The organism is Marinobacter sp. MBR-99, from assembly GCF_040547575.1.
GTDB lineage: Bacteria > Pseudomonadota > Gammaproteobacteria > Pseudomonadales > Oleiphilaceae > Marinobacter.
On the sequence record NZ_JBEPPY010000001.1, the window covers coordinates 100,394 to 118,653 of the forward strand.

19 protein-coding genes and 1 tRNA gene are annotated in these 18,260 nt (G+C 57.8%); 11 read left to right on the forward strand and 9 right to left on the reverse strand.

Annotated features, from left to right (window positions below; all coding sequences use genetic code 11):
• Positions 1-807, reverse strand: coding sequence for an RluA family pseudouridine synthase (locus ABIE59_RS00520; RefSeq protein WP_354443284.1), 807 nt, complete (start codon positions 805-807; stop codon positions 1-3).
• A 103-nt stretch (positions 808-910) separates the two neighbouring features.
• Here ABIE59_RS00520 and ABIE59_RS00525 point away from each other — a divergent pair, with 103 nt between their 5' ends.
• Together ABIE59_RS00525 and ABIE59_RS00530 are read left to right on the forward strand one after the other, a co-directional pair.
• The gene (locus ABIE59_RS00525) at positions 911-1,837 is read left to right on the forward strand and encodes an ROK family protein (RefSeq protein ID WP_354443286.1); all 927 of its coding nucleotides are present in this window, start codon (positions 911-913) and stop codon (positions 1,835-1,837) included.
• 10 nt (positions 1,838-1,847) lie between these two features.
• Complete coding sequence (locus tag ABIE59_RS00530) at positions 1,848-2,021, forward strand: DUF2897 family protein (RefSeq protein WP_354443288.1); 174 nt, start codon at positions 1,848-1,850, stop codon at positions 2,019-2,021.
• Positions 2,022-2,097: 76 nt separating this feature from the next.
• On the opposite strand, the gene ABIE59_RS00535 is transcribed toward ABIE59_RS00530, so the two are convergent.
• The 6 genes from ABIE59_RS00535 to ABIE59_RS00560 form a co-directional block, all read right to left on the reverse strand.
• Positions 2,098-2,174 (reverse strand) — tRNA-Val (locus ABIE59_RS00535).
• 55 nt (positions 2,175-2,229) lie between these two features.
• A complete protein-coding gene (locus ABIE59_RS00540) occupies positions 2,230-3,180 on the reverse strand; it encodes a DMT family transporter (RefSeq protein ID WP_354443290.1) in 951 nt (316 codons plus the stop codon).
• 137 nt (positions 3,181-3,317) lie between these two features.
• On the reverse strand, positions 3,318-4,406 hold the full coding sequence (locus ABIE59_RS00545; RefSeq protein WP_354443292.1) for a hypothetical protein: 1,089 nt from the start codon (positions 4,404-4,406) through the stop codon (positions 3,318-3,320).
• A gap of 35 nt (positions 4,407-4,441) precedes the next feature.
• Positions 4,442-5,518, reverse strand: a complete 1,077-nt coding sequence (locus ABIE59_RS00550) for a hypothetical protein (RefSeq protein WP_354443294.1) — start codon at positions 5,516-5,518, stop codon at positions 4,442-4,444.
• 137 nt (positions 5,519-5,655) lie between these two features.
• Positions 5,656-6,246, reverse strand: coding sequence for a YceI family protein (locus ABIE59_RS00555; protein ID WP_354443296.1), 591 nt, complete (start codon positions 6,244-6,246; stop codon positions 5,656-5,658).
• The gene (locus ABIE59_RS00560) at positions 6,236-6,970 is read right to left on the reverse strand and encodes a CDP-alcohol phosphatidyltransferase family protein (RefSeq protein ID WP_354443298.1); all 735 of its coding nucleotides are present in this window, start codon (positions 6,968-6,970) and stop codon (positions 6,236-6,238) included. The genes ABIE59_RS00555 and ABIE59_RS00560 overlap by 11 nt, the downstream gene beginning before the upstream one ends.
• Positions 6,971-7,081: 111 nt before the next feature.
• Between ABIE59_RS00560 and ABIE59_RS00565 the strand changes: the two genes are divergently transcribed.
• The 4 genes from ABIE59_RS00565 to ABIE59_RS00580 are packed head-to-tail and all read left to right on the forward strand — an operon-like array spanning position 7,082 to position 11,350.
• A complete protein-coding gene (locus ABIE59_RS00565; protein WP_354443300.1) occupies positions 7,082-8,065 on the forward strand; it encodes a zinc-dependent alcohol dehydrogenase in 984 nt (327 codons plus the stop codon).
• Positions 8,066-8,074: 9 nt separating this feature from the next.
• Positions 8,075-8,473 carry a 6-pyruvoyl trahydropterin synthase family protein gene (locus tag ABIE59_RS00570; protein WP_354443302.1) on the forward strand — a complete coding sequence of 133 codons (399 nt, stop codon included), beginning with the start codon at positions 8,075-8,077 and terminating at the stop codon, positions 8,471-8,473.
• Positions 8,460-10,391: a glycosyltransferase family 4 protein gene (locus tag ABIE59_RS00575; RefSeq protein ID WP_354443304.1), complete on the forward strand. Its 1,932-nt coding sequence runs from the start codon at positions 8,460-8,462 to the stop codon at positions 10,389-10,391. The genes ABIE59_RS00570 and ABIE59_RS00575 overlap by 14 nt, the downstream gene beginning before the upstream one ends.
• Positions 10,388-11,350, forward strand: coding sequence for a lysylphosphatidylglycerol synthase transmembrane domain-containing protein (locus ABIE59_RS00580; protein WP_354443306.1), 963 nt, complete (start codon positions 10,388-10,390; stop codon positions 11,348-11,350). Before ABIE59_RS00575 ends, ABIE59_RS00580 begins: the two co-directional genes overlap by 4 nt.
• Here the strand turns inward: ABIE59_RS00580 and ABIE59_RS00585 are convergent, their stop codons facing one another.
• On the reverse strand, positions 11,351-12,217 hold the full coding sequence (locus ABIE59_RS00585; protein ID WP_354443308.1) for a RibD family protein: 867 nt from the start codon (positions 12,215-12,217) through the stop codon (positions 11,351-11,353).
• A gap of 119 nt (positions 12,218-12,336) precedes the next feature.
• Between ABIE59_RS00585 and ABIE59_RS00590 the strand changes: the two genes are divergently transcribed.
• Positions 12,337-12,753: a helix-turn-helix domain-containing protein gene (locus ABIE59_RS00590; RefSeq protein WP_354443310.1), complete on the forward strand. Its 417-nt coding sequence runs from the start codon at positions 12,337-12,339 to the stop codon at positions 12,751-12,753.
• A gap of 18 nt (positions 12,754-12,771) precedes the next feature.
• On the opposite strand, the gene galU is transcribed toward ABIE59_RS00590, so the two are convergent.
• On the reverse strand, positions 12,772-13,608 hold the full coding sequence (gene galU / locus ABIE59_RS00595; protein ID WP_072677462.1) for a UTP--glucose-1-phosphate uridylyltransferase GalU: 837 nt from the start codon (positions 13,606-13,608) through the stop codon (positions 12,772-12,774).
• A 316-nt stretch (positions 13,609-13,924) separates the two neighbouring features.
• Between galU and ABIE59_RS00600 the strand changes: the two genes are divergently transcribed.
• The 4 genes from ABIE59_RS00600 (at position 13,925) to prpC (ending at position 18,256) form a co-directional block, all read left to right on the forward strand.
• Complete coding sequence (locus ABIE59_RS00600) at positions 13,925-15,133, forward strand: ShlB/FhaC/HecB family hemolysin secretion/activation protein (protein WP_354443312.1); 1,209 nt, start codon at positions 13,925-13,927, stop codon at positions 15,131-15,133.
• Between the two features lie 109 nt (positions 15,134-15,242).
• A complete protein-coding gene (locus tag ABIE59_RS00605) occupies positions 15,243-15,923 on the forward strand; it encodes a GntR family transcriptional regulator (RefSeq protein WP_354443314.1) in 681 nt (226 codons plus the stop codon).
• An 18-nt stretch (positions 15,924-15,941) separates the two neighbouring features.
• A complete protein-coding gene (prpB, locus tag ABIE59_RS00610; protein ID WP_072677459.1) occupies positions 15,942-16,826 on the forward strand; it encodes a methylisocitrate lyase in 885 nt (294 codons plus the stop codon).
• Positions 16,827-17,122: 296 nt separating this feature from the next.
• On the forward strand, positions 17,123-18,256 hold the full coding sequence (gene prpC / locus ABIE59_RS00615; protein WP_152438009.1) for a bifunctional 2-methylcitrate synthase/citrate synthase: 1,134 nt from the start codon (positions 17,123-17,125) through the stop codon (positions 18,254-18,256).
• Positions 18,257-18,260: the final 4 nt, after the last annotated feature.

Here is an 18,260-nt window from a genome sequence, read left to right on the forward strand (position 1 = left end):
TTAGCGATTCTCCTGGGGCGGTGCGCTGAACTTTCTTGTTGCCCCGGTAAGCGGGCAAACAAACTCAAGCTCGATGGCCCTCAGGCAAAGCCCGGAGGGGTGCGGGCTGCCATAGAGCCTGTCACCGACGATGGCGTGGTCAATACCTGCAAGATGCCGGCGAATCTGATGCTTGCGCCCGGTTTCTATAAGCACCTTCACCTCGGTAGTGTTCTCTTCAGGATGAGTTGCCAGGGTCGTGACCCGGCTCACAGATTCCTTGCCTTCGAGAGGCGCGTCGATGATCAGGTCATCTGCGGTCAGTTGACCGGTCACTGTAGCCTGGTAAGTTTTGCTGACCGTACGGCCGGAGAACAGTTGCGACAGGGCGCCCGCCGCTTTGCTGTCGTGGGCTACCAGCATCAGCCCGGCTGCATCGGCGTCCAGCCGGTGTACCAGAAAACAGGGCCGGTTCAGGGCAACCTCTGCCAATCGCAGCAGGCTGCAGTGGTCGCCCCATTGCGAGCCCTGGGCTAACAAACCGTGGGGTTTGTACCAGAGGCTGTAGCGCCCCAGGTCTTCTAGCAGATCAGGTTGTTCCGGTTTGAGGCCCAGTACCTGGTCATCGTAGAACAGTTGAATGCGGGTGCCTGGCTTTAACTCCCGTTTGGCTTTTCGCAGCCGAACCTGCTTGCCCTTCTGGGTCCACCAGCAGGCACCTTTGGCCATGGCATCCTTGATTCGCTGCTTGGGGAGCCCTGACGACTCGGCTAGCGCATCGACGGCAAGTTGTGATTCCGAAACGGTCAGGTCCAGGGTACGTCTCATGGCCGGGGATGGTCGCTCTGGTTAGGATGGGTAAAGTCTGGGATTATAGCCAAAAGCGCAGTCAGTTTATGCAGCAATCCGATACCAAAGGCGATCTTTACGAATGTCCAAACGCTGGTTAACCGGTATTGATCTGGGAGGCACCAAAACGGAAGTGATCCTGCTGGACGAGAACCACCAGGAACACTTTCGGCACCGGGTGCCGACGCCTGCCGGCGACTACCAGGCCACCCTGGTCACCATCAGATCGCTGATCGAACGAGCCGAACAACATGCCAGCCAACGCGGCTTACCGGTAGGCATTGGTATTCCAGGAACGGTGTCGGGTGTGACCGGTCGCATCAAGAACGCCAATTCCACCTGGCTCAATGGCAAGCCCATGGCGGAAGACCTTAGCCAGCTACTCGGCCGACCGGTTGCACTGACCAACGATGCCAACTGTCTGGCATTATCAGAAGCGACCGACGGTGCAGGGAAGGGTGCCGGTGTTGTGTTTGCTGCCATTCTGGGAACCGGTTGCGGCGCCGGTATCAGTGTGGATAGGCGACTGTTGACTGGCCCCAATGGGGTGGCCGGCGAGTGGGGCCATAACCCGTTGCCCTGGACACCACAGGTAGAACTGGATGACAGGCCCTGCTTTTGTGGCCAGCGCGGCTGTAATGAGACCTTTCTGTCTGGTACCGGCTTCAGCCTGACCCATCGGCTATCATGGGGCAGTGGGGCTTCGGCACAGGAAATAGTTGCCGGCGCACGGAACGGAGATCGCGAGTGCGGTATAACGCTGGGCCTCTATATTGAGCATCTGGCCAAGGGCTTGGCAGCGGTTATCAATGTTCTGGATCCAGACATGATCGTGCTAGGCGGTGGTATGAGTAAAGTGCCGGAACTCTACCAATCGTTACCTGGCCGGCTGCCGGAGTATGTGTTTGGCGGTGAATGCTCAACTCCGGTCCGGCCAGCGGTGCATGGAGATTCCAGTGGCGTGCGCGGAGCCGCCTGGTTGGCGGCCCAGAAAACAGAACCGGCATAAGGAGAACACGATGCCCGCAATAGGTTGGATATTTATTCTGCTCGCCTTTGGCCTGGTTATTGGCAGTCTTCTGCTGTTAAGAGACAGCAGCAACATGAAGATTCCCGAACACAAACTCGAAAAGATCCGTAAACGCAAAGCAGAGCTGGATGAGAAGGAAAAAGAGGAAAAGGACGACTGGTAATCGGAGGTGGTTTGCGCAGGCATAAAAAAAGCCAGTTCTCACGCTGCCCGTAAGTAACTGACTTTCTTTGCAGAATTGGTAGGACCACCCAGATTCGAACTGGGGACCTCTACCATGTCAAGGTAGCGCTCTAACCAACTGAGCTATGGTCCTGTGTCCTGCAACGGGGTGGAAATATACGGATTTCGTTCCTCGTGGTCAACCTCTTTCAGGCAGTTTTTGCCGGTTTCAGAAAGCCTTTGATGGCGCGGCGCAGGGCGCTCCAGCGGTTTACCAGCAGTGCCGTGAAAATCAGGCCGCAGCCCGCCAGTTGCAGGGCTGACATCGTCTCGCCAAACCAGGCTGCAGCGAACAGGGCCACCCACACCGGTTCCAGCACCAGAATCACCACACCATGGCTATTCACGGAGAGGCTCTGTGCATAGGTCTGCAGAAGAAACCGCCCGGCTGTGCCAACGATGGCACTGGCCACAACCCACACCAACAGAATGGGCGGCGGGTTGTTCAGGGTCGGCGCCCAGGGCTCGCTGATGGCAGACTCCACCAGGGTTACCAGGCCCACTGTGAGCAGGGCCAGGGCGGTGAGGGGCAGCGCCGGCACCTTGCGCTTCTCGATGGTCTCGCCCTGTTTGTTGGTCACAGTGCGCTGATTGGCGGCCCGGGTATTAAGCGTGAAGTAGAGGGCGAAGATAAACGCGGCCACCACAAAATATAACTGTCCGGGCTCCGGCCGAAAGCCGTTCTCAAGAGACAGTAACGCCAGGCCTGCCACCGCAATTGGTATGGCAAGCCAGGTACTCAGAGGTTGAGATTCCCCGAACACAACACGGGCAATGATTGGCACAATCACGACCCCAAGACTGGTGAGAAATGCGCCTTCACCCATGCTGTCACCGTGGAACAGGCCCAGTATCCAGCAGCTCATGGCAATGCCGAATACCAGCCCAACACCCATGCTCCGTTTCACCTGGTCAGCGTTCAATCGGCGCAGGGCCGGCAGAGCAATCAGCGCCAATACGCTACCGGCAATCAGAAACCGGGCCGCCATGAACATCAGCGGTGGCATCATCAGTACCGCTTCTTTGGAAAACATCCAGCTGATTGCGGCCAGCAGGGTAACTACGACCAGCAACAGATCGGATTTGTGAGCGTCAGACATCAAGGAACTGGCTCCGGTCAGGCAGAGTGAAGTGCTAGGACGGTAAATCTATAGTTTGCGAATTAAAAAAGAAAGCAGCGAAAACCGAGGGGGGAAGGAAGGTGGCTCATCCCTGAGCCCTGCCAACAACCGTGGTGTCAGTTGTTGAGCGTGGTATACAGCAGGTTGGACATACTGGTCTGGTTGGAGTTGGGTACCTCGACATACTGGTCACCGGAGCCCCAAAGCTGCCACCAGGCCCGCTGGTTGTAAGTGCGGCTGGCAAAGTCGATCTGTAAGCCATTGAGCACAGTGTTGTTCACCACCGGCACGGAGATGTTGCCGGTCTGGGTGTCCTTCACGGCACTGTGGTTGGCGCCTTCGCTCATCAGAATCGGGTAGTGATTGTAATAGAGGCCGGAGGGGCCATTCTGGCCGGTTACCTTGCCCGCCAGGCTGATACTGTTGGAGCAGGAGTCTATGCCACTGGCGGTGGTGGCGCCGCAGGCAGAATGGGTGGGTACCACGCCATCGTCGGTGCCGGCAATGAAGGGCTTGGTAATGCCACCGTAGGACGAGCCGCCGCCGACAAAGCGCAGCCGAGGAATACCCGTGGGGCCTACCGACAGGTTGCGGGCGGTATTGGTTTGCAGGTCGTTGACCACGCCCAGATTATCCGGTTGTGGATCAATGCCGGTGAATGCCCGTACCGCTTGTTTTACCGGCCAGTTATACCAGCTGTCATTATAGGCAACGCTGACTGCCAGGTTTGCCAGTTCAGTTCCGCCGCCGGCACCGGCAAGGTCCATCACCGCAAGGATCTTCAGCGGTTGGAGGCCTTCGGATTGCAGCCAGCGGGCCTGGTTTTCAAGGAGGTGACGGGTCACCAGATCGCCGGTGGAATGAGTAACGACAATGCAGTAGTTGTTACACAACCCCTGCTGGCTGATTTGCCGCAGTTGCTGGTAGGCCTGTTGCGCGATCGTGCCCTCTACACGGCCGTTACTGGCCCAGTCAATGCGGGCCTCGGCCCTGTTCAGCCAGTAGTCCCTCCAGTAGTCCTCTCCGGCCTGTTTTACCTCCTGCATGTTCGCAGGGGCCTGGGACAGGTTTTCCATCATAAAACCGTGCACCAGAATCACATTGTGGCCAGCGAGTTGGGCCTGCGCTGTTGTGGCAAACAAGCCGCCTGCCAACGCTATCGATAGTGCGGTTTTACTCAGGCATCTTTTGTTTTTGTTGATCATTGCTTGCTCCGTTCTTCCGGTTTTATTGTTGTGTATCAGAACTTGTCGGCCAGTTGCCTCAACAACGCTGCCCGTTGCTCTGATTCTGTGTTCACCGCCGGTTCATCACGCAGGTCGCCGAGATCCGGCGGTGAAAATTCATAGCCATCGTCCGGGCCGAAGGCATAGTGAGTGCGGTCGCCAGGGCGTTCCGGCATCTGGCGTAGCTGCAGGTTCCGGAGTTGCAGTTGGCCCTGAATGTCCTGGTTTGCCAAAACACTGCCGTGGGCCTTGAGAACAAGCGTGCCGCTGCCGGTTCCCATAGAATCTTCGGCGCTGAGCTGGGCCAGCGCACGCTGGCCGTTGAACAACTGAGCGGAAAGCGCGTAGTAGCCGGCATGGTCTGGATCAAACCTTACCGGGATTACCAGGTCATTGCCGGACACATAGGGTGAGTCGATACCACCGAAGTTGCCGAGATCAGGTTCAATGGAGAGAGAAGACACATGCCGGACCGGTCTTCCGTCAACCCTGGCCTCCACAATCAGGCGGTATTCGCCTGGCTCGTGATCGGAGCTGATGGAACCCTGGTAATAGCCACTGTCTTCGGTGGCGTGCAGGTCTGCCGAATCGGCCTTGTCGCGTTCGGTGGCGGATTCCAGAGTCGCAGACAGGGTGTCGCCGAACACCTGCCGGCCACTCAGGGACGCCACCACAAGAATGGGCTCACCCCGGGTAAAGCGGAATTTGTCGAGGGTGACGATAAAGCGGCCATCGCCTTCGAGGGGCAAGGCGACCGGATGATACTGGTTGCCTTGATAGGCTTCGGCCTGGTCAGCCGTCAAAGGAATAGAGTAGTCAGGATAGCGGGCGCTTCGCTGGTAGTCGGCTGCGACACTGGCAAGCATGAACCCCAGAGCGTTGTCCGAGGGTTCGGTGGGGCGCTGAGTTACCGCTTTGCCTGCTGCCGATCCACGGTCTGCTCCAGTAATGGCGCTTGTTTCCTGCAGGTTTGGCTGACCGCCAGAGGGCAGCCAGCCGAATTCACCGTCGTTGTCCGCGGATAACAACCAGGCTGTGCCTGAAATGCCGGCCACCACTAAGGCGATAGCCATCAGTGCCTTGTAAGGCATTAACATTCACCTTGTTATTGTTATTGGGTTTGTTCTGATCAAATAGTGACCATAGCCGGATATTGTCATAACCGGCATAAAACTTGTCCGACAATGCGCCACTTTCACTCTAAAGTGTGACTGCTGTCACGTTTCGATTAATCCTTGATCGCCTCAAAGGCAAAACGCAGTACGACTTCGTCGCCCACCATGCCTTCGTCGATTCCGTAAGTCATTCCCCAATCACTCCGCTTGATCACGGCTGCTGCACTGAGGCCAAGGGTGTATTCTTTGTGCCCAAAAGGATAAACATCCGCCTTGTTGAGAGTGACATCCACATCCACCGGGTTGGTCCTGCCCAGAAGTGTGAGATCGCCGGTGACGATACCGGTGTTGTCGCCGGTACGCTCAAAGCCCGTTACCGAGAAGGTGATGTCTTTGTGCCTTCTGGTATCGAGGAAATCTTTGTTGCGCAGGTGATCATCACGTTTTTTGTGGTTACTGAATACACTGTTAGCCTTGAAAACCAGTTCACCGGATGACAGCTCTCCAGTCTGTTCGTCATAGACGAATTCGCCCTCTACTTCGCGAAACATACCCATTACCGGGGCATAGCCGATGTGCATGACCTCAAAGACCATGGAGAAGTGCTCGTCGTCCACCTGGAACCTGGTGGGTTCGGCCTGCAGTAGCGGAGCAGTGGCAAGCAGGGAGGCCGCCAGAGTGGCGGTGGCAAGTTCAGTTTTCATGATAGTGTCTCCTTTGGTAGAGCCAGCACACATCCTGCGCGAAAGACCAGGTCAACAGAACCAGGGCTATGGCGAGAGTGGTGCCAGCGAACCAGGCTGGGGTGAGGGGAAGTATGGCGATCATCAGTGTGACAACCTGCCATACGCATACCGTTTTGCGCCGGAGACTGTCCGGCAATGATTGATTGAGCCAGGGAAGAGGGTAGCTGGCGGCGACAAAGGCATAGCGCATCAGGCCAAGTGCCAGAACCCATAGCCCCGCTTTGCCGGTGGCCATCGCGGCAGTGCACAAGCCCAGGATGAAAAGCGCATCCAGTTCCATATCGAAGCGGGCCCCGAACTCACTATCGCTGTTGGTGGCCCGGGCTACTTTGCCATCCGCGCCGTCCAGGATCAGCGCCACGAGGCAAGCCGCACCGTAGAACCATAACGCGGTGGAATCGGCTTCGGCCAGGAAGGGTGACCAGGCCACCAGGGGAATCACCAAAACCGACCGCAGCATCGTTGTTCGATTGGCCCAGCCAAAGCCTTTCCCGGCGGGCCAATAGGCGAAGATCAAGGCACCCTGAACAGTAAAGATCAGTATCGCCAGCAGGCCGAACCAGCCGACAGGGTTGAACCATTGGTGCAGAGACAGAATCACGCAGAACAACAGCACCGTTGCCCAGCCAAGCTCCCTGGCGGGGACGGGAATCTGAAATGATGCCGGGCGAATCGAATCCATATCCGAGCGTTTCCGTATAGCCTGACTGGTGCGTGTGTTAGGCCCCGTTCTATGACTATAGTTTGGGGTAGTGTTTTTTGCTTACGGAGATAACACGGGAATGGACTGTTTATGACGCAAGCAGGCAATCAGGCGTTCTGGGTGACTGGACCTGGTGAAGGAGAGCTTCGGCCAGCGACGCTGGATTGCCCGGGCAGTGCTCGTGAAAGCGTCGTGACCGTACGCACGCTGTTTTCCGGAGTCAGCCGGGGCACCGAATCCCTGGTTTTTAATAACCAGGTGCCAGCGGCAGAGTATCAACGAATGCGCGCGCCCTATCAGGAGGGCCAGTTCCCGTACCCGGTGAAGTATGGCTACGCCAATGTGGGCGAAGTGCAAGACGGGCCGGGGCACCTTCTGGGCAAGCCCGTGTTCTGCCTTTACCCACACCAGCAACACTATCGCGTGCCAGCCAGTGCCGTCACTGTGCTGCCGGAGGGCCTGCCACCGGGGCGAGCGGTTCTCGCCGCCAATATGGAAACGGCCATTAACGGTCTTTGGGATGCCCAGCCCGCCGTGGGCGACCGGGTTGCGGTGGTCGGCCTGGGTGTGGTCGGGTTACTGGTTGCCTGGCTGGTCAAACAGATTCCCGGAACCCAGTTGCTGGCGGTGGATACCAATGAGTCCCGCGCTGAGATTGCCGAGGCGTTGGGGCTTCCATTCACAACCCGGGCCTCAGCCCGGGATTGCGACCTGGTGATTCACGCATCCGGGCGCAGTGAGGGTTTGGCATCTGCGCTTTCCATGGCCGGGCCAGAAGCGCGGATCGTGGAGCTCAGCTGGTATGGCGACAAGCCGGTAACGGTTCCCCTTGGCCATGCTTTCCACCCAAACCGGCTTGAGCTGAAGTCCAGCCAGGTGGGGCAGATTCCACCGCGCAGGCAGCCCCGGTGGAGCTATGCACGGCGGCTTGAGCTTGCTCTGCAGTTGCTCAGAGCGCCTGAGCTGGACAACCTGATCAGCGGCGAATCCCGGTTTGAGGAGCTTCCCACCATCGCTAGCACATTACTATCGCCAGCAGGGGATGCCCTCTGCCATCGAATTGCCTATTCCTGAGGAAATACCATGTTCAGTTTGACCGTTCGCGACCACATGATGATTGCTCACAGCTTTAACGGAGACATTTTTGGGCCAGCCCAGGGTCTTCACGGCGCCACCTATGTGGTGGACGTGACGTTTGAACGGCATGAGCTGGATGAAAACGACCTGATTGTAGATATTGGCCTGGCTTCGGATGTGCTGAAAGACGTACTTTCGGAGTTCAACATGAAAAATCTGGATGACCTGCCGGAATTCCATGGCCGGAATACCACGACGGAGTTCATGGCAAAAGTGGTATTCGATCGAATGGCTGATGCCATACATACTGGCCGCTTGGGTGCAGAAGGCAAGGGGATTGCCGGCATCAAAGTCACCTTGGGCGAGTCGCACCTGGCCTGGGCCAGTTACCATGCCGGTATCTGATCTGTGGTTTGCGGTTCCCGGTAACCCTGATCAGAACACCGGTGGTTATCGCTATGTGCAGCGCCTGGTGTCGGCATTGCGGGATGCCGGGGTAAACGCTCGGGTTCAGGGGCTGGCCGGGCACTTTCCAAAGCCGGATCAAACCGCGACCAGCGCCATGCACGGCTTCCTGTCATCGTTAGCCGACAATACCTGGGTGGTGCTCGACGGTCTTGCCATGGGGGGCATGCCAGAGGTTTTGGAGCGTCATTGCAACCGTTTACGACTGGTCGGGTTGGTGCACCACCCGCTGGCGGATGAAACCGGCCTGTCTCCCGGGCAAAAGGCCTGGTTTCGGGAAGCCGAAAAACGCTCCCTGGCTTGCGTGGGTAGGGTTGTAACCACCAGTGGTTATACCGCAAACCGGGTAGCGCAGGACTATGGTGTGCCGCCCGGAAAGCTGGTGACGGCACAGCCGGCGGTAGACGATCTATTTTTCGCGATTGAACGACATGATGCGGGCAAGCCACTGAATCTACTGTGTGTGGGGCACTTGTCGCGCCGCAAGGCACAGCACCAATTGGTGGATGCCCTCGCTACGATGCAGCATTTGCCATGGCAGTGCGCCCTGGTGGGGGCGGAAGACCGCGACCCGGATTACGCGGGGGCTGTTCACGATGCCATAGTCCGCTACGGCCTGACTGATCGCATTCAGCTTCTTGGTGAACTCTCCGAGGCCGCGCTGGCAGATGCCTACCGTCAGGCGGATCTGTTTGTCTTTCCGTCGCTTTATGAAGGCTACGGCATGGTCATCGACGAAGCTCTGGCCGCGGGTTTACCGGTGTTGTCTTCTGATGGTGGTGCGCTGGCTTTGACGACCGGTAAACCTGGAGCCCGAAGCTTTCCAGCAGGCAATTTGAAGGCCCTTACGTCAGAACTTCGATCGCTTATAACGGATAGCGCGGATTTCCCGGCGCTGGCAAGACGTGCGCAGGCCGCCCGGGCAGGCATTCGCCAGTGGCCAGATACCGCCAGGGAGTTTCTGGGCGGTCTTGGGCTCAGTGAGGAGACCGACCCCGCAAGATTCTCCGGCCACTGGCTGGAACTTCGGGAACCGGCCGATCACGCTGCCAGAAGCGAGGCGTTAACCGCTGCCCTGGCTGGATGGCTAACCACGGAATACAACACAAAAGCCGCTGGCAAGCCGACCGTTGACCCGTTGCACCTGGTGGACATCGGCAGTGGACGCGGCTCAAACCCCGGTTATCTGATTCCCCGTTTGCCGGTGCCCCAGCGCTGGACTTTGATTGAACCGGATCAAAATCTGTTAGATGTCGCCTGCCAGCGAGTGGAAGCTCTGGATGCACCTGCGGTTCCAGTGATGCTGGAATTGACTCAGCAGAACCTGGAAGAGTCACTGCCAGAGGATGCTGCCCTGGTCACGGCATCTGCCCTGATTGACCTGGTCTCCCAGGAATGGCTCCGCTCTTTTGCGCAGGCGGTTATACGCCGGCAAGCCGGTGTTCTTGTGGTGCTGAGTTACAGCGGGCACTTTGAACTGGCGCCACCGCATGGGTCGGACGCCCTGATAAAGGAACTGGTTAATCAGCATCAGCATGGCGATAAAGGCAGCGGGGCCGCATTGGGCCCGGAAGCAACGGCGGTGTTGAAGCAGCTGCTGCAGGAGGCCGGGTACACCGTTACTGCAAAGCAGACCCGATGGCAGCTTGGCGGAGGGCAAGACGGCGATGACTCACAATTGACCACCATGCTGATGGCCGGCTGGGCCGATGCTGCCTGTCAGCAGAGCCCGGCTGCCGAAGCCGAGATCAGGGCCTGGCTGGCAGACAGGCAGAGACAGTTAGCCCGTCACGAATTGCAGGTGATGGTTGGTCACCTGGACATACTCGGGTTGCCCGAATCAGGTTTGCCTGGATGATGCGCCAGCGGCCATGGTTTAAGCTGCTGCTTCGGTGGGCCGCGACCATTATTATCCTGGCGTTGGTGATCCGGTATGTGGACGTGTCAGGGATTCTGGCCCGGCTGAGGACGATCCCGCCCTCTCTGGTTGTCCTGGCCATCGTGGTTTCAGTTATTCAGGTGGTGCTGTCCGCCTGGCGTTGGCGTTACACCGCCGGCAGGTTGGGTGTTTCGGTGCCGATGACCTTTGCCGTTCGGGAGTATTACCTGGCCACCTTTCTGAATCAGGTGTTGCCGGGTGGTGTTATGGTTGATGTGAATCGGGCATGGCGGCACAGCCGTGCACAAGGTCAGGGCGCTGCTGAGCGTTCGGAACAGCTATCGGCGGTGCATGCGGTTGTCCTTGAGCGATTGTCCGGGCAGTTGGTGTTGCTTCCGGTGGTCGTGCTCGCCGTTGTTGTGCTTTGGAGCTCCGGTGCTTTCAGTGGGCAGCCGTTGGCGGCCGAATTATCCCTCAGCCCGGTTTACTGGCTGTTGCCTCCATTACTCGCGGGCGTTGGAATCTGGTTGTTGTGGGTCAGCGGCCGGCTAACGTCACTGCGGCGCTACCTTGGGCGACTGGGGGGCGATCTCCAACGGGCATTTGCCGGTTGGCGAAATGGTACGGTGCAATTGCTTACCTCCCTTGCGGTTCTTGGCACCTACCTGACGGTATTCGTATTGTTGGCGCTGGGTATGGGGTTGGCTACCGACGGCACCAGCCTGTTACTGACGGCGGCCCTATGCCTGTTGCTGCTTCTGGCGATGGTGGTGCCGATTACGGTGTCTGGCTGGGGGGTTCGTGAAGGTGCGGCGGCCCTGCTTTGGCCGGCGGCGGGGTTGCCGGCAGAGCAGGGAGTGGCCATCAGTATTGGCTACGGTGCGTTGATATTCCTGGCCAGTTGGCCGGGGGCATTGGTGTTTCTCAAAAGAGCCTGATTAGTTCCAGCTGCGCTCGAAGGCCAGGTCGAATAACATGTCACTCCCAAGATTGACCAGCTGGGCCCGCGGGCGCAGGGCCTCATCCAGTTGGTCGATCTCCGGCAGCGAGAATGCTGGCCGGCCACTGCCGATAATCATCGGCGCTACCATCACGTGCAATCTGTCCAACAGGCCGGCTTTGAGGAAGGAGGAAACGGTTACGCCGCCACCTTCAATAAAAATCTTACGCAGCCCGTGGTCCTGTAATACCTGGAGAATACGCTCGGGTGGCACTGGTGTGGGGTCGTTGTCGGCACCGAGGCAGGGAATGGTTGTTACCTGGCCAATGCTGGCGGGTTTTCGGGCGGGGTCATATTGCCCGGCAATAAGGTGCAGCGTGGGTGCTGCGTTATCGGTAAACAGGTGGTGGCTGCGGGGTACCCGGTTATGGCGATCAATCACCACCCGCACCGGGTTGGGCCCGTTGGCACGGCGAACCGTCAGCCTTGGGTTGTCGGTGGCAGCGGTGCCTGCACCGACCACTACCGCATCGCAAAGGGCACGAATACGATGGAGATGGGTGATTCCGTCGTCGCCGTTGATGAACCGGGAGCACCCGGTCACTGTGGCAATGCGGCCATCGAGGCTCTGACCAAGCTGACCAATCACATGGTTACCTGCCGGGAGTTTGATGGGCTGGCAAAGGGGCAGGAACAGCGAGATAAGGTTCCTGGCTTCGTCTGTGGCCTGGTGTACCAACTCCCAGCTTTTGCCGTTAATCCGCAGCGCTGGTTGGCTGGTTCCCGGCAGGGGAAGGGTGACATTGCTGCGGTTGCTGGCATTCAGTATGAGCGTCCAGGCAGTGTCTGTATCCAGGGTGGCCATGGCGTTCCCGTTTGTTGGTTTTGTGGTTTCAGTATAGGCAGATTGTGTGCAAAGCTATATGTACGATACATTTCCGGATTGATTCACTTTTCCAGCCAATTTTTCAGGGACACTGAGCTATGCGGTACCTGCAGTCCTTTCATCGCCGCTTGCGGCAACTCCGGCAGGCCGGGCAGCTATCCATGGCTGACGTGGCCAATATGTGCGGTGTCGATGAGGCCAGGGTAGGCAACTGGGAAGCCACGGATCCCAAGCAACGGAGCTATCCGGGGGTCAGTGAACTGCTGGATCTGTGCCTGAAAACCGAAACGCCGTTGGACCAGTTACTGGATATGGGTGACGGCGGAGACAGCGGTCAGCTGGAGTTACCGGGATTGGCGTTCAGCAACAGCGATGATTTGTCTGTAGCGTTGAAAGAGCTGGAACGGGAGCTCAATCGGTTGCAGCTATCAGAGGAAGAGGTGGAACTGCTGCGCCGGTTCCGCAAGGCAACCGCGGAAAACCGGCGCATGGTCCTTCAGCTGCTGGGGCGTTAACCGCCCCAGTCAGCCAGATTACTTGCCTTTTTTGTAGATATTCTCGTAAACGTAGTTGGTGGCTTCCACAAAGCCGTCGATGCTGCCGCAGTCAAAACGCTGCCCCTTGAACTGATACGCCAGCACACAACCATTCTTCGCCTGTTCCAACAGAGCATCGGTAATCTGAACCTCGCCGTTCTTGCCGGGAGGCGTGCGCTCGATGATGTCGAAAATATCTGGTGTCAGTATGTACCGGCCAATGATGGCGAGGTTGCTGGGTGCGTCCTCCGGAGCGGGCTTCTCCACCATATCGGTGATGCGGTACAGGCCGTCTTTCATGGACTCGCCGGCAATAACGCCGTATTTGTGGGTTTCATCCTGCGGCACTTCTTCGATGGCCACAATGGAACAACGGAACTGGTTGTACAGTTTCACCATTTGCGCCAGAACGCCGTCTTCTCCCTCCGGCCCCACGCAGAAGTCATCTGCCAGCACCACTGCAAACGGGTTGTCACCCACAAGGTTACGGCCGGTCAGGATGGCGTGGCCAAGGCCTTTCATCTCATTCTGACGGGTGAAGGCAAAGGTGTTGTTGATGATCAGGTCGCGTATCGACGTCAGCAGACCTTCTTTTCCAGTGCCTGCAATCTGGTGCTCCAGCTCGTAGCTGATGTCGAAGTGGTCTTCGATTGCACGTTTGCCACGGCCCGTCACGAAGCCGAATTCGTGGATCCCGGCCTCGGCAGCTTCCTCTACGCCATACTGAACCAGCGGCTTATTAACGATTGGCAGGATCTCTTTAGGCATGGCCTTGGTGGCCGGGAGAAAGCGGGTGCCGTAGCCAGCTACCGGGAAAAGGCACTTTTTGATCATGGTCTTCATCCTTAGTTTGAATCTTGCATGCTGGGAGCCGTCCCACAAAGTGTGCCAAGTGTAACCAAGTTGTTTGGCGAGTTGGAGGATTTCATTTCTGAATGTTGATTGTTGGTAATTCTGTGACCTGCTTCCTGCTTCTGCTGAGCTACTGAAATATCTCGAAAATAGTTCCGGTTAGTTCCCTAAATCTATGAATTTATACAACATTAAAATTGTAAACTTATGATGAAAAGAGTGGTTGTTGTGCGCTCCATATCTTAAAGTGACAAGACCAAAGCCCATTTACACGATCTTGACACTTTCCAGGTATTGAATGGCACATCCCCTGGCCGCAACACGGCACGGCCCTCAATTGAGCTTGCATGCACTGTTATTGTGCGCCCTGGCGGTATTTTCGGTGCAGGGGGTTGCCAGCGAACTATCGCTTTCGGAGCGCGATTCACTTAGCACTCAGGAGGCCCTGTTTGCTGAAGACCGCCTGAAAGCCGCGCGCGAGCATTGGCTGCGGTCGAAATTCGAGTTTTCAGGGCGTACCAACGACGATTCAGAGCGTCTCGATGGCACGCTCAATGTTGGGTTGAAGAACCTGTTCGGTGAAAGTCATCGGGCTGATCTGCGATACACCGATTCCACTGCTTATCGAGTCAGTAACGAGCGCAAGGTTCTTGGGTTTGGCTATGGCTTGCCGGTAGGGCGTAACCAGCTGCGCATGGAGCTGACCAACACAGCCTATGATGAAGTGTCGCGAGTTGAGGGCGCCCGCTACCAGAAAGCCGGCCGAACTCGAAACCTGGCGATAACCGGCAGCAGGCCGCTGCTCTCCCTTAGTGGTTACAGTATTCGCGGCCGGGCAGGGTATAACTCTGTCACTCGCTCATGGACCAGGCAGAGCGACGAAGCCCACAGGAATCACTACGAGGTATCCACGTTGGGCTTTGAAGCCCTGGGTCGCCATGACCTGATGGGCGGCTTTACTCTCTCCAGCGGGTTCAGGGCTGTCACTGGTATTGAAACAGAGGCCGAGCGCACGGCGGGAGGGTACCAGGATGCCCGGGACGATCAATTCGGGCGAATGCTGGTAACCGCAGCCTTGGACCGTGAACTGCTGGACTGGCAATGGGATCTTGAAGGGCAGTATCAAATCGCTTCTCCGGACATCCCGGGCTCTCACCGTCTGCAGGTTGCTGGCTCAGCGTTGTCGACAGGCTATAGCGGCCAATCCCTGAGCGTGGCGGAGGGTGGGTGGCTGCGCCTCGGTAGCCGTAGCCCCACGTTTAACCTGCCATTTTTCCCCCAAATGTTGTCCAGTGTCAGGCTGTCTGTGCTCCGGGGCTGGGTGCCCGACGCATCGTTCCAGCAGGAGCAGTCCGGCCACGTCACCTCCGGGGAGTTGTCCCTCGGTCTCAGTGCTCGCAAGTTCAGCGCTGATGTCAGTGTTGGCCGTGTACTGGGAACAACCACTGAAGCCATTGCTGTTCCAGACCACCCGGATGTGCGGCTTTCTATGAGCTTGCAGATCTGATTCGCACCTTTCTGTAAACAATAATACTTTTGGCTTACCTCATTTTGTTGACAATCCGGCTTGTTGGGCGTAATTTCACCAACATCACCCAGTGGATTGTTAACAAAGTATGGTTCAAGCTCCAGCCCAAATACATACCCGTGCAGATGAAGCCTTTGATTGTCTGCAAACCGCCATCGTGATGGGCGACCTTGCGCCCGGTGAAAAGATTGGCGAAGTCGAACTCTGCTCCCGCTTTAATCTTACCCGTGGTCCCCTGAGAGAGGCGCTTGGTCGCCTTGAGTCCCGTGGTTTGCTGGTGCGCCGGCCCCATGCTGGTGTGAAAGTGGTATCTGTCAGTGCTGAAGAGCTGCTGGAGCTGTACCGGATTCGTGAAGTTATGGAAGGGTTGGCTGCCCGCCAGGCTGCCGAACGGATGACCGATGAGGAAATCCGCGACCTGAAAGCTACACTGGATAGTCACGAGAAAATGATTGAAGAAGCCCAGGGCCAGGCCTATTACCAGGCTGAGGGTGACTACGATTTCCACCACCGGATTGCCACCGGCAGCCGCAACACCAAGCTGGCCCAGATGCTGTTGGGCGATCTGTATTACATGGTGCGCATGTACCGTTACCGGTTGAGCACCTCCGCCGGGCGCCCGCATATGGCGCTGGGTGAACACCGCCGTATCGTCGAAGCCATTGCCCAGCGCGATGGCGAACTCGCCGAATTCCTTATGAAAAGACACATCAATGCCGCACGCCAGAATATCGAACAAAAGATTCAGCAAGGCGTGTTAACAATCTGATCCAAGAGGTAATGTCCCATGGCTAACCAACTCTCCCCGGGCGCTCGTTTCCGCAAGGCCCTGAAAGAAAACCAACCACTGCAGATCGTTGGTACCATCAACGCCTACACCGCCATGATGGCGGAGCGGGTAGGGCACCAGGCCATTTATTTGTCGGGTGGTGGCGTCGCCAACGCCTCCTATGGCCTGCCGGACCTGGGCATGACCACCATGAACGACGTGGTGGAAGACGTGCGCCGCATCACTGCCGCCACAGAAGTGCCGCTGCTGGTTGATATCGACACCGGCTGGGGTGGCGCGTTCAACATCGGCCGCACCATTCGCGAAATGGAACGTGCCGGCGCTGCGGCTGTGCATATTGAAGACCAGGTGGCCCAGAAGCGCTGTGGCCACCGTCCGAACAAAGAGATTGTGTCCAAAGAAGAGATGGTCGACCGCATCAAGGCCGCTGCCGATGCCCGCCAGGACAAAGACTTCTTCATCATGGCCCGCACCGATGCCTTCCAGAAAGAAGGCCTGGAAGCTGCCATTGATCGTGCCAAAGCCTGCATCGAAGCCGGTGCCGACGGCATCTTCGCCGAAGCCGTTCACGAACTGAGCGACTACAAAGCCTTCGCCGAAGCCATCGACGCCCCGATCCTGGCCAATATTACCGAATTCGGCGCCACCCCGCTGTACAACCGCTCCGAACTCGCCGAAGCCGGTGCCGCCATGGTTCTGTACCCCCTGAGCGCCTTCCGCGCCATGAACAAAGCCGCCCTGGCCGTGTACCAGAACATCCTGGAGAAGGGCGACCAGAAAGACGTGGTAGACCTGATGCAAACCCGAATGGAACTGTACGATTTCCTCAACTACCACGACTTCGAACAGAAGCTGGACCAGTTGTTTGCTCAGAAGAAGTGAGGGGTCTGTCCTACGGGGTCAGTCCCCGAACGGGGACTGACCCATCTTGGAACAGCGGACTCAAAAGTAACCGAGGCTGAGACAGCCCCGACCAGAATCACAGCACCAAGCGCAATGGGTTATAGTCCCTGCACCAACGGGCAAAAGTGGGTCAGACCCCATGCGGGGTCAGACCCGATAGACTCAATGGGTTCTAGTCCCTGCATCAACGGGCAAAAGTGGGTCAGACCCCATCCGGGGTCAGACCCAGGGGACAGACCCGATAACAGAAAAATCAGAAACAACGGGAGACCAACATGGCTGAAGCAAAGAAACTGAGTGGCGCGGGCCTGCGAGGCCAGGTAGCTGGCGAAACCGCGCTGTGCACCGTCGGTAAAACCGGCACCGGCCTGACCTACCGCGGCTACGACGTAACCGACCTGGCAGCCAATGCCCAGTTTGAAGAAGTGGCCTACCTGCTACTACGCGGTAAACTGCCGAACCAGGCCGAGCTGGACGCCTACAAAGCCAAGCTCAAAAGCCTGCGCAACCTGCCAGACGCCCTGAAGCTGGTGCTGGAGCAAATCCCCAAAAACGCTCACCCCATGGACGTGATGCGCACCGGCTGCTCCATGCTGGGCAACCTGGAAACCGAGAACGATTTCAGCGAGCAGGACGACAAGATCGACCGCATGCTGGCTACCTTCCCGGCCATCATCACGTATTGGTACCGCTTCGCCCATGAAGGCGTGCGCATCGACACCGCCAACAGCGAATGCGACTCCATTGGCGGACTGTTCCTGGAACTGCTGCATGGCAAGAAGCCCAGCGAGCTGCACGAGCGGGTGATGAACGTTTCCCTGATTCTGTACGCGGAGCACGAGTTCAACGCCTCAACCTTTACTGCCCGCGTCTGCGCCTCCACGCTGTCTGACATCCACAGCTGCGTAACCGGCGCCATCGGCTCCCTGCGCGGACCGCTGCATGGCGGTGCCAACGAGGCGGCCATGGAACTGATCCAGCGCTTCCAGACGCCGGAAGAAGCCGAAGCCGGCCTGATGGGCATGCTGGAGCGCAAAGAGAAAATCATGGGCTTCGGGCATGCCATCTACAAAGAGTCTGACCCGCGCAACGCCATCATCAAGCAGTGGTCCGAGAAGCTGGCCAAAGAAGTGGGCGACACCGTGCTGTACCCGGTTTCCGTCCGCTGTGAAGAAGTCATGTGGCGTGAAAAGAAGCTGTTCTGTAACGCGGACTTCTTCCATGCGTCTGCTTACCACTTCATGGGCATCCCCACCGAACTGTTCACCCCCATCTTCGTGATGTCTCGGGTATCCGGCTGGACCGCCCACGTGAAAGAACAACGCGCCAACAACCGCATCATCCGCCCGAGCGCGGACTACACTGGTCCTGAGCATCAGGATTGGTTGCCGATTGAAGAGCGGAGCTGATTAT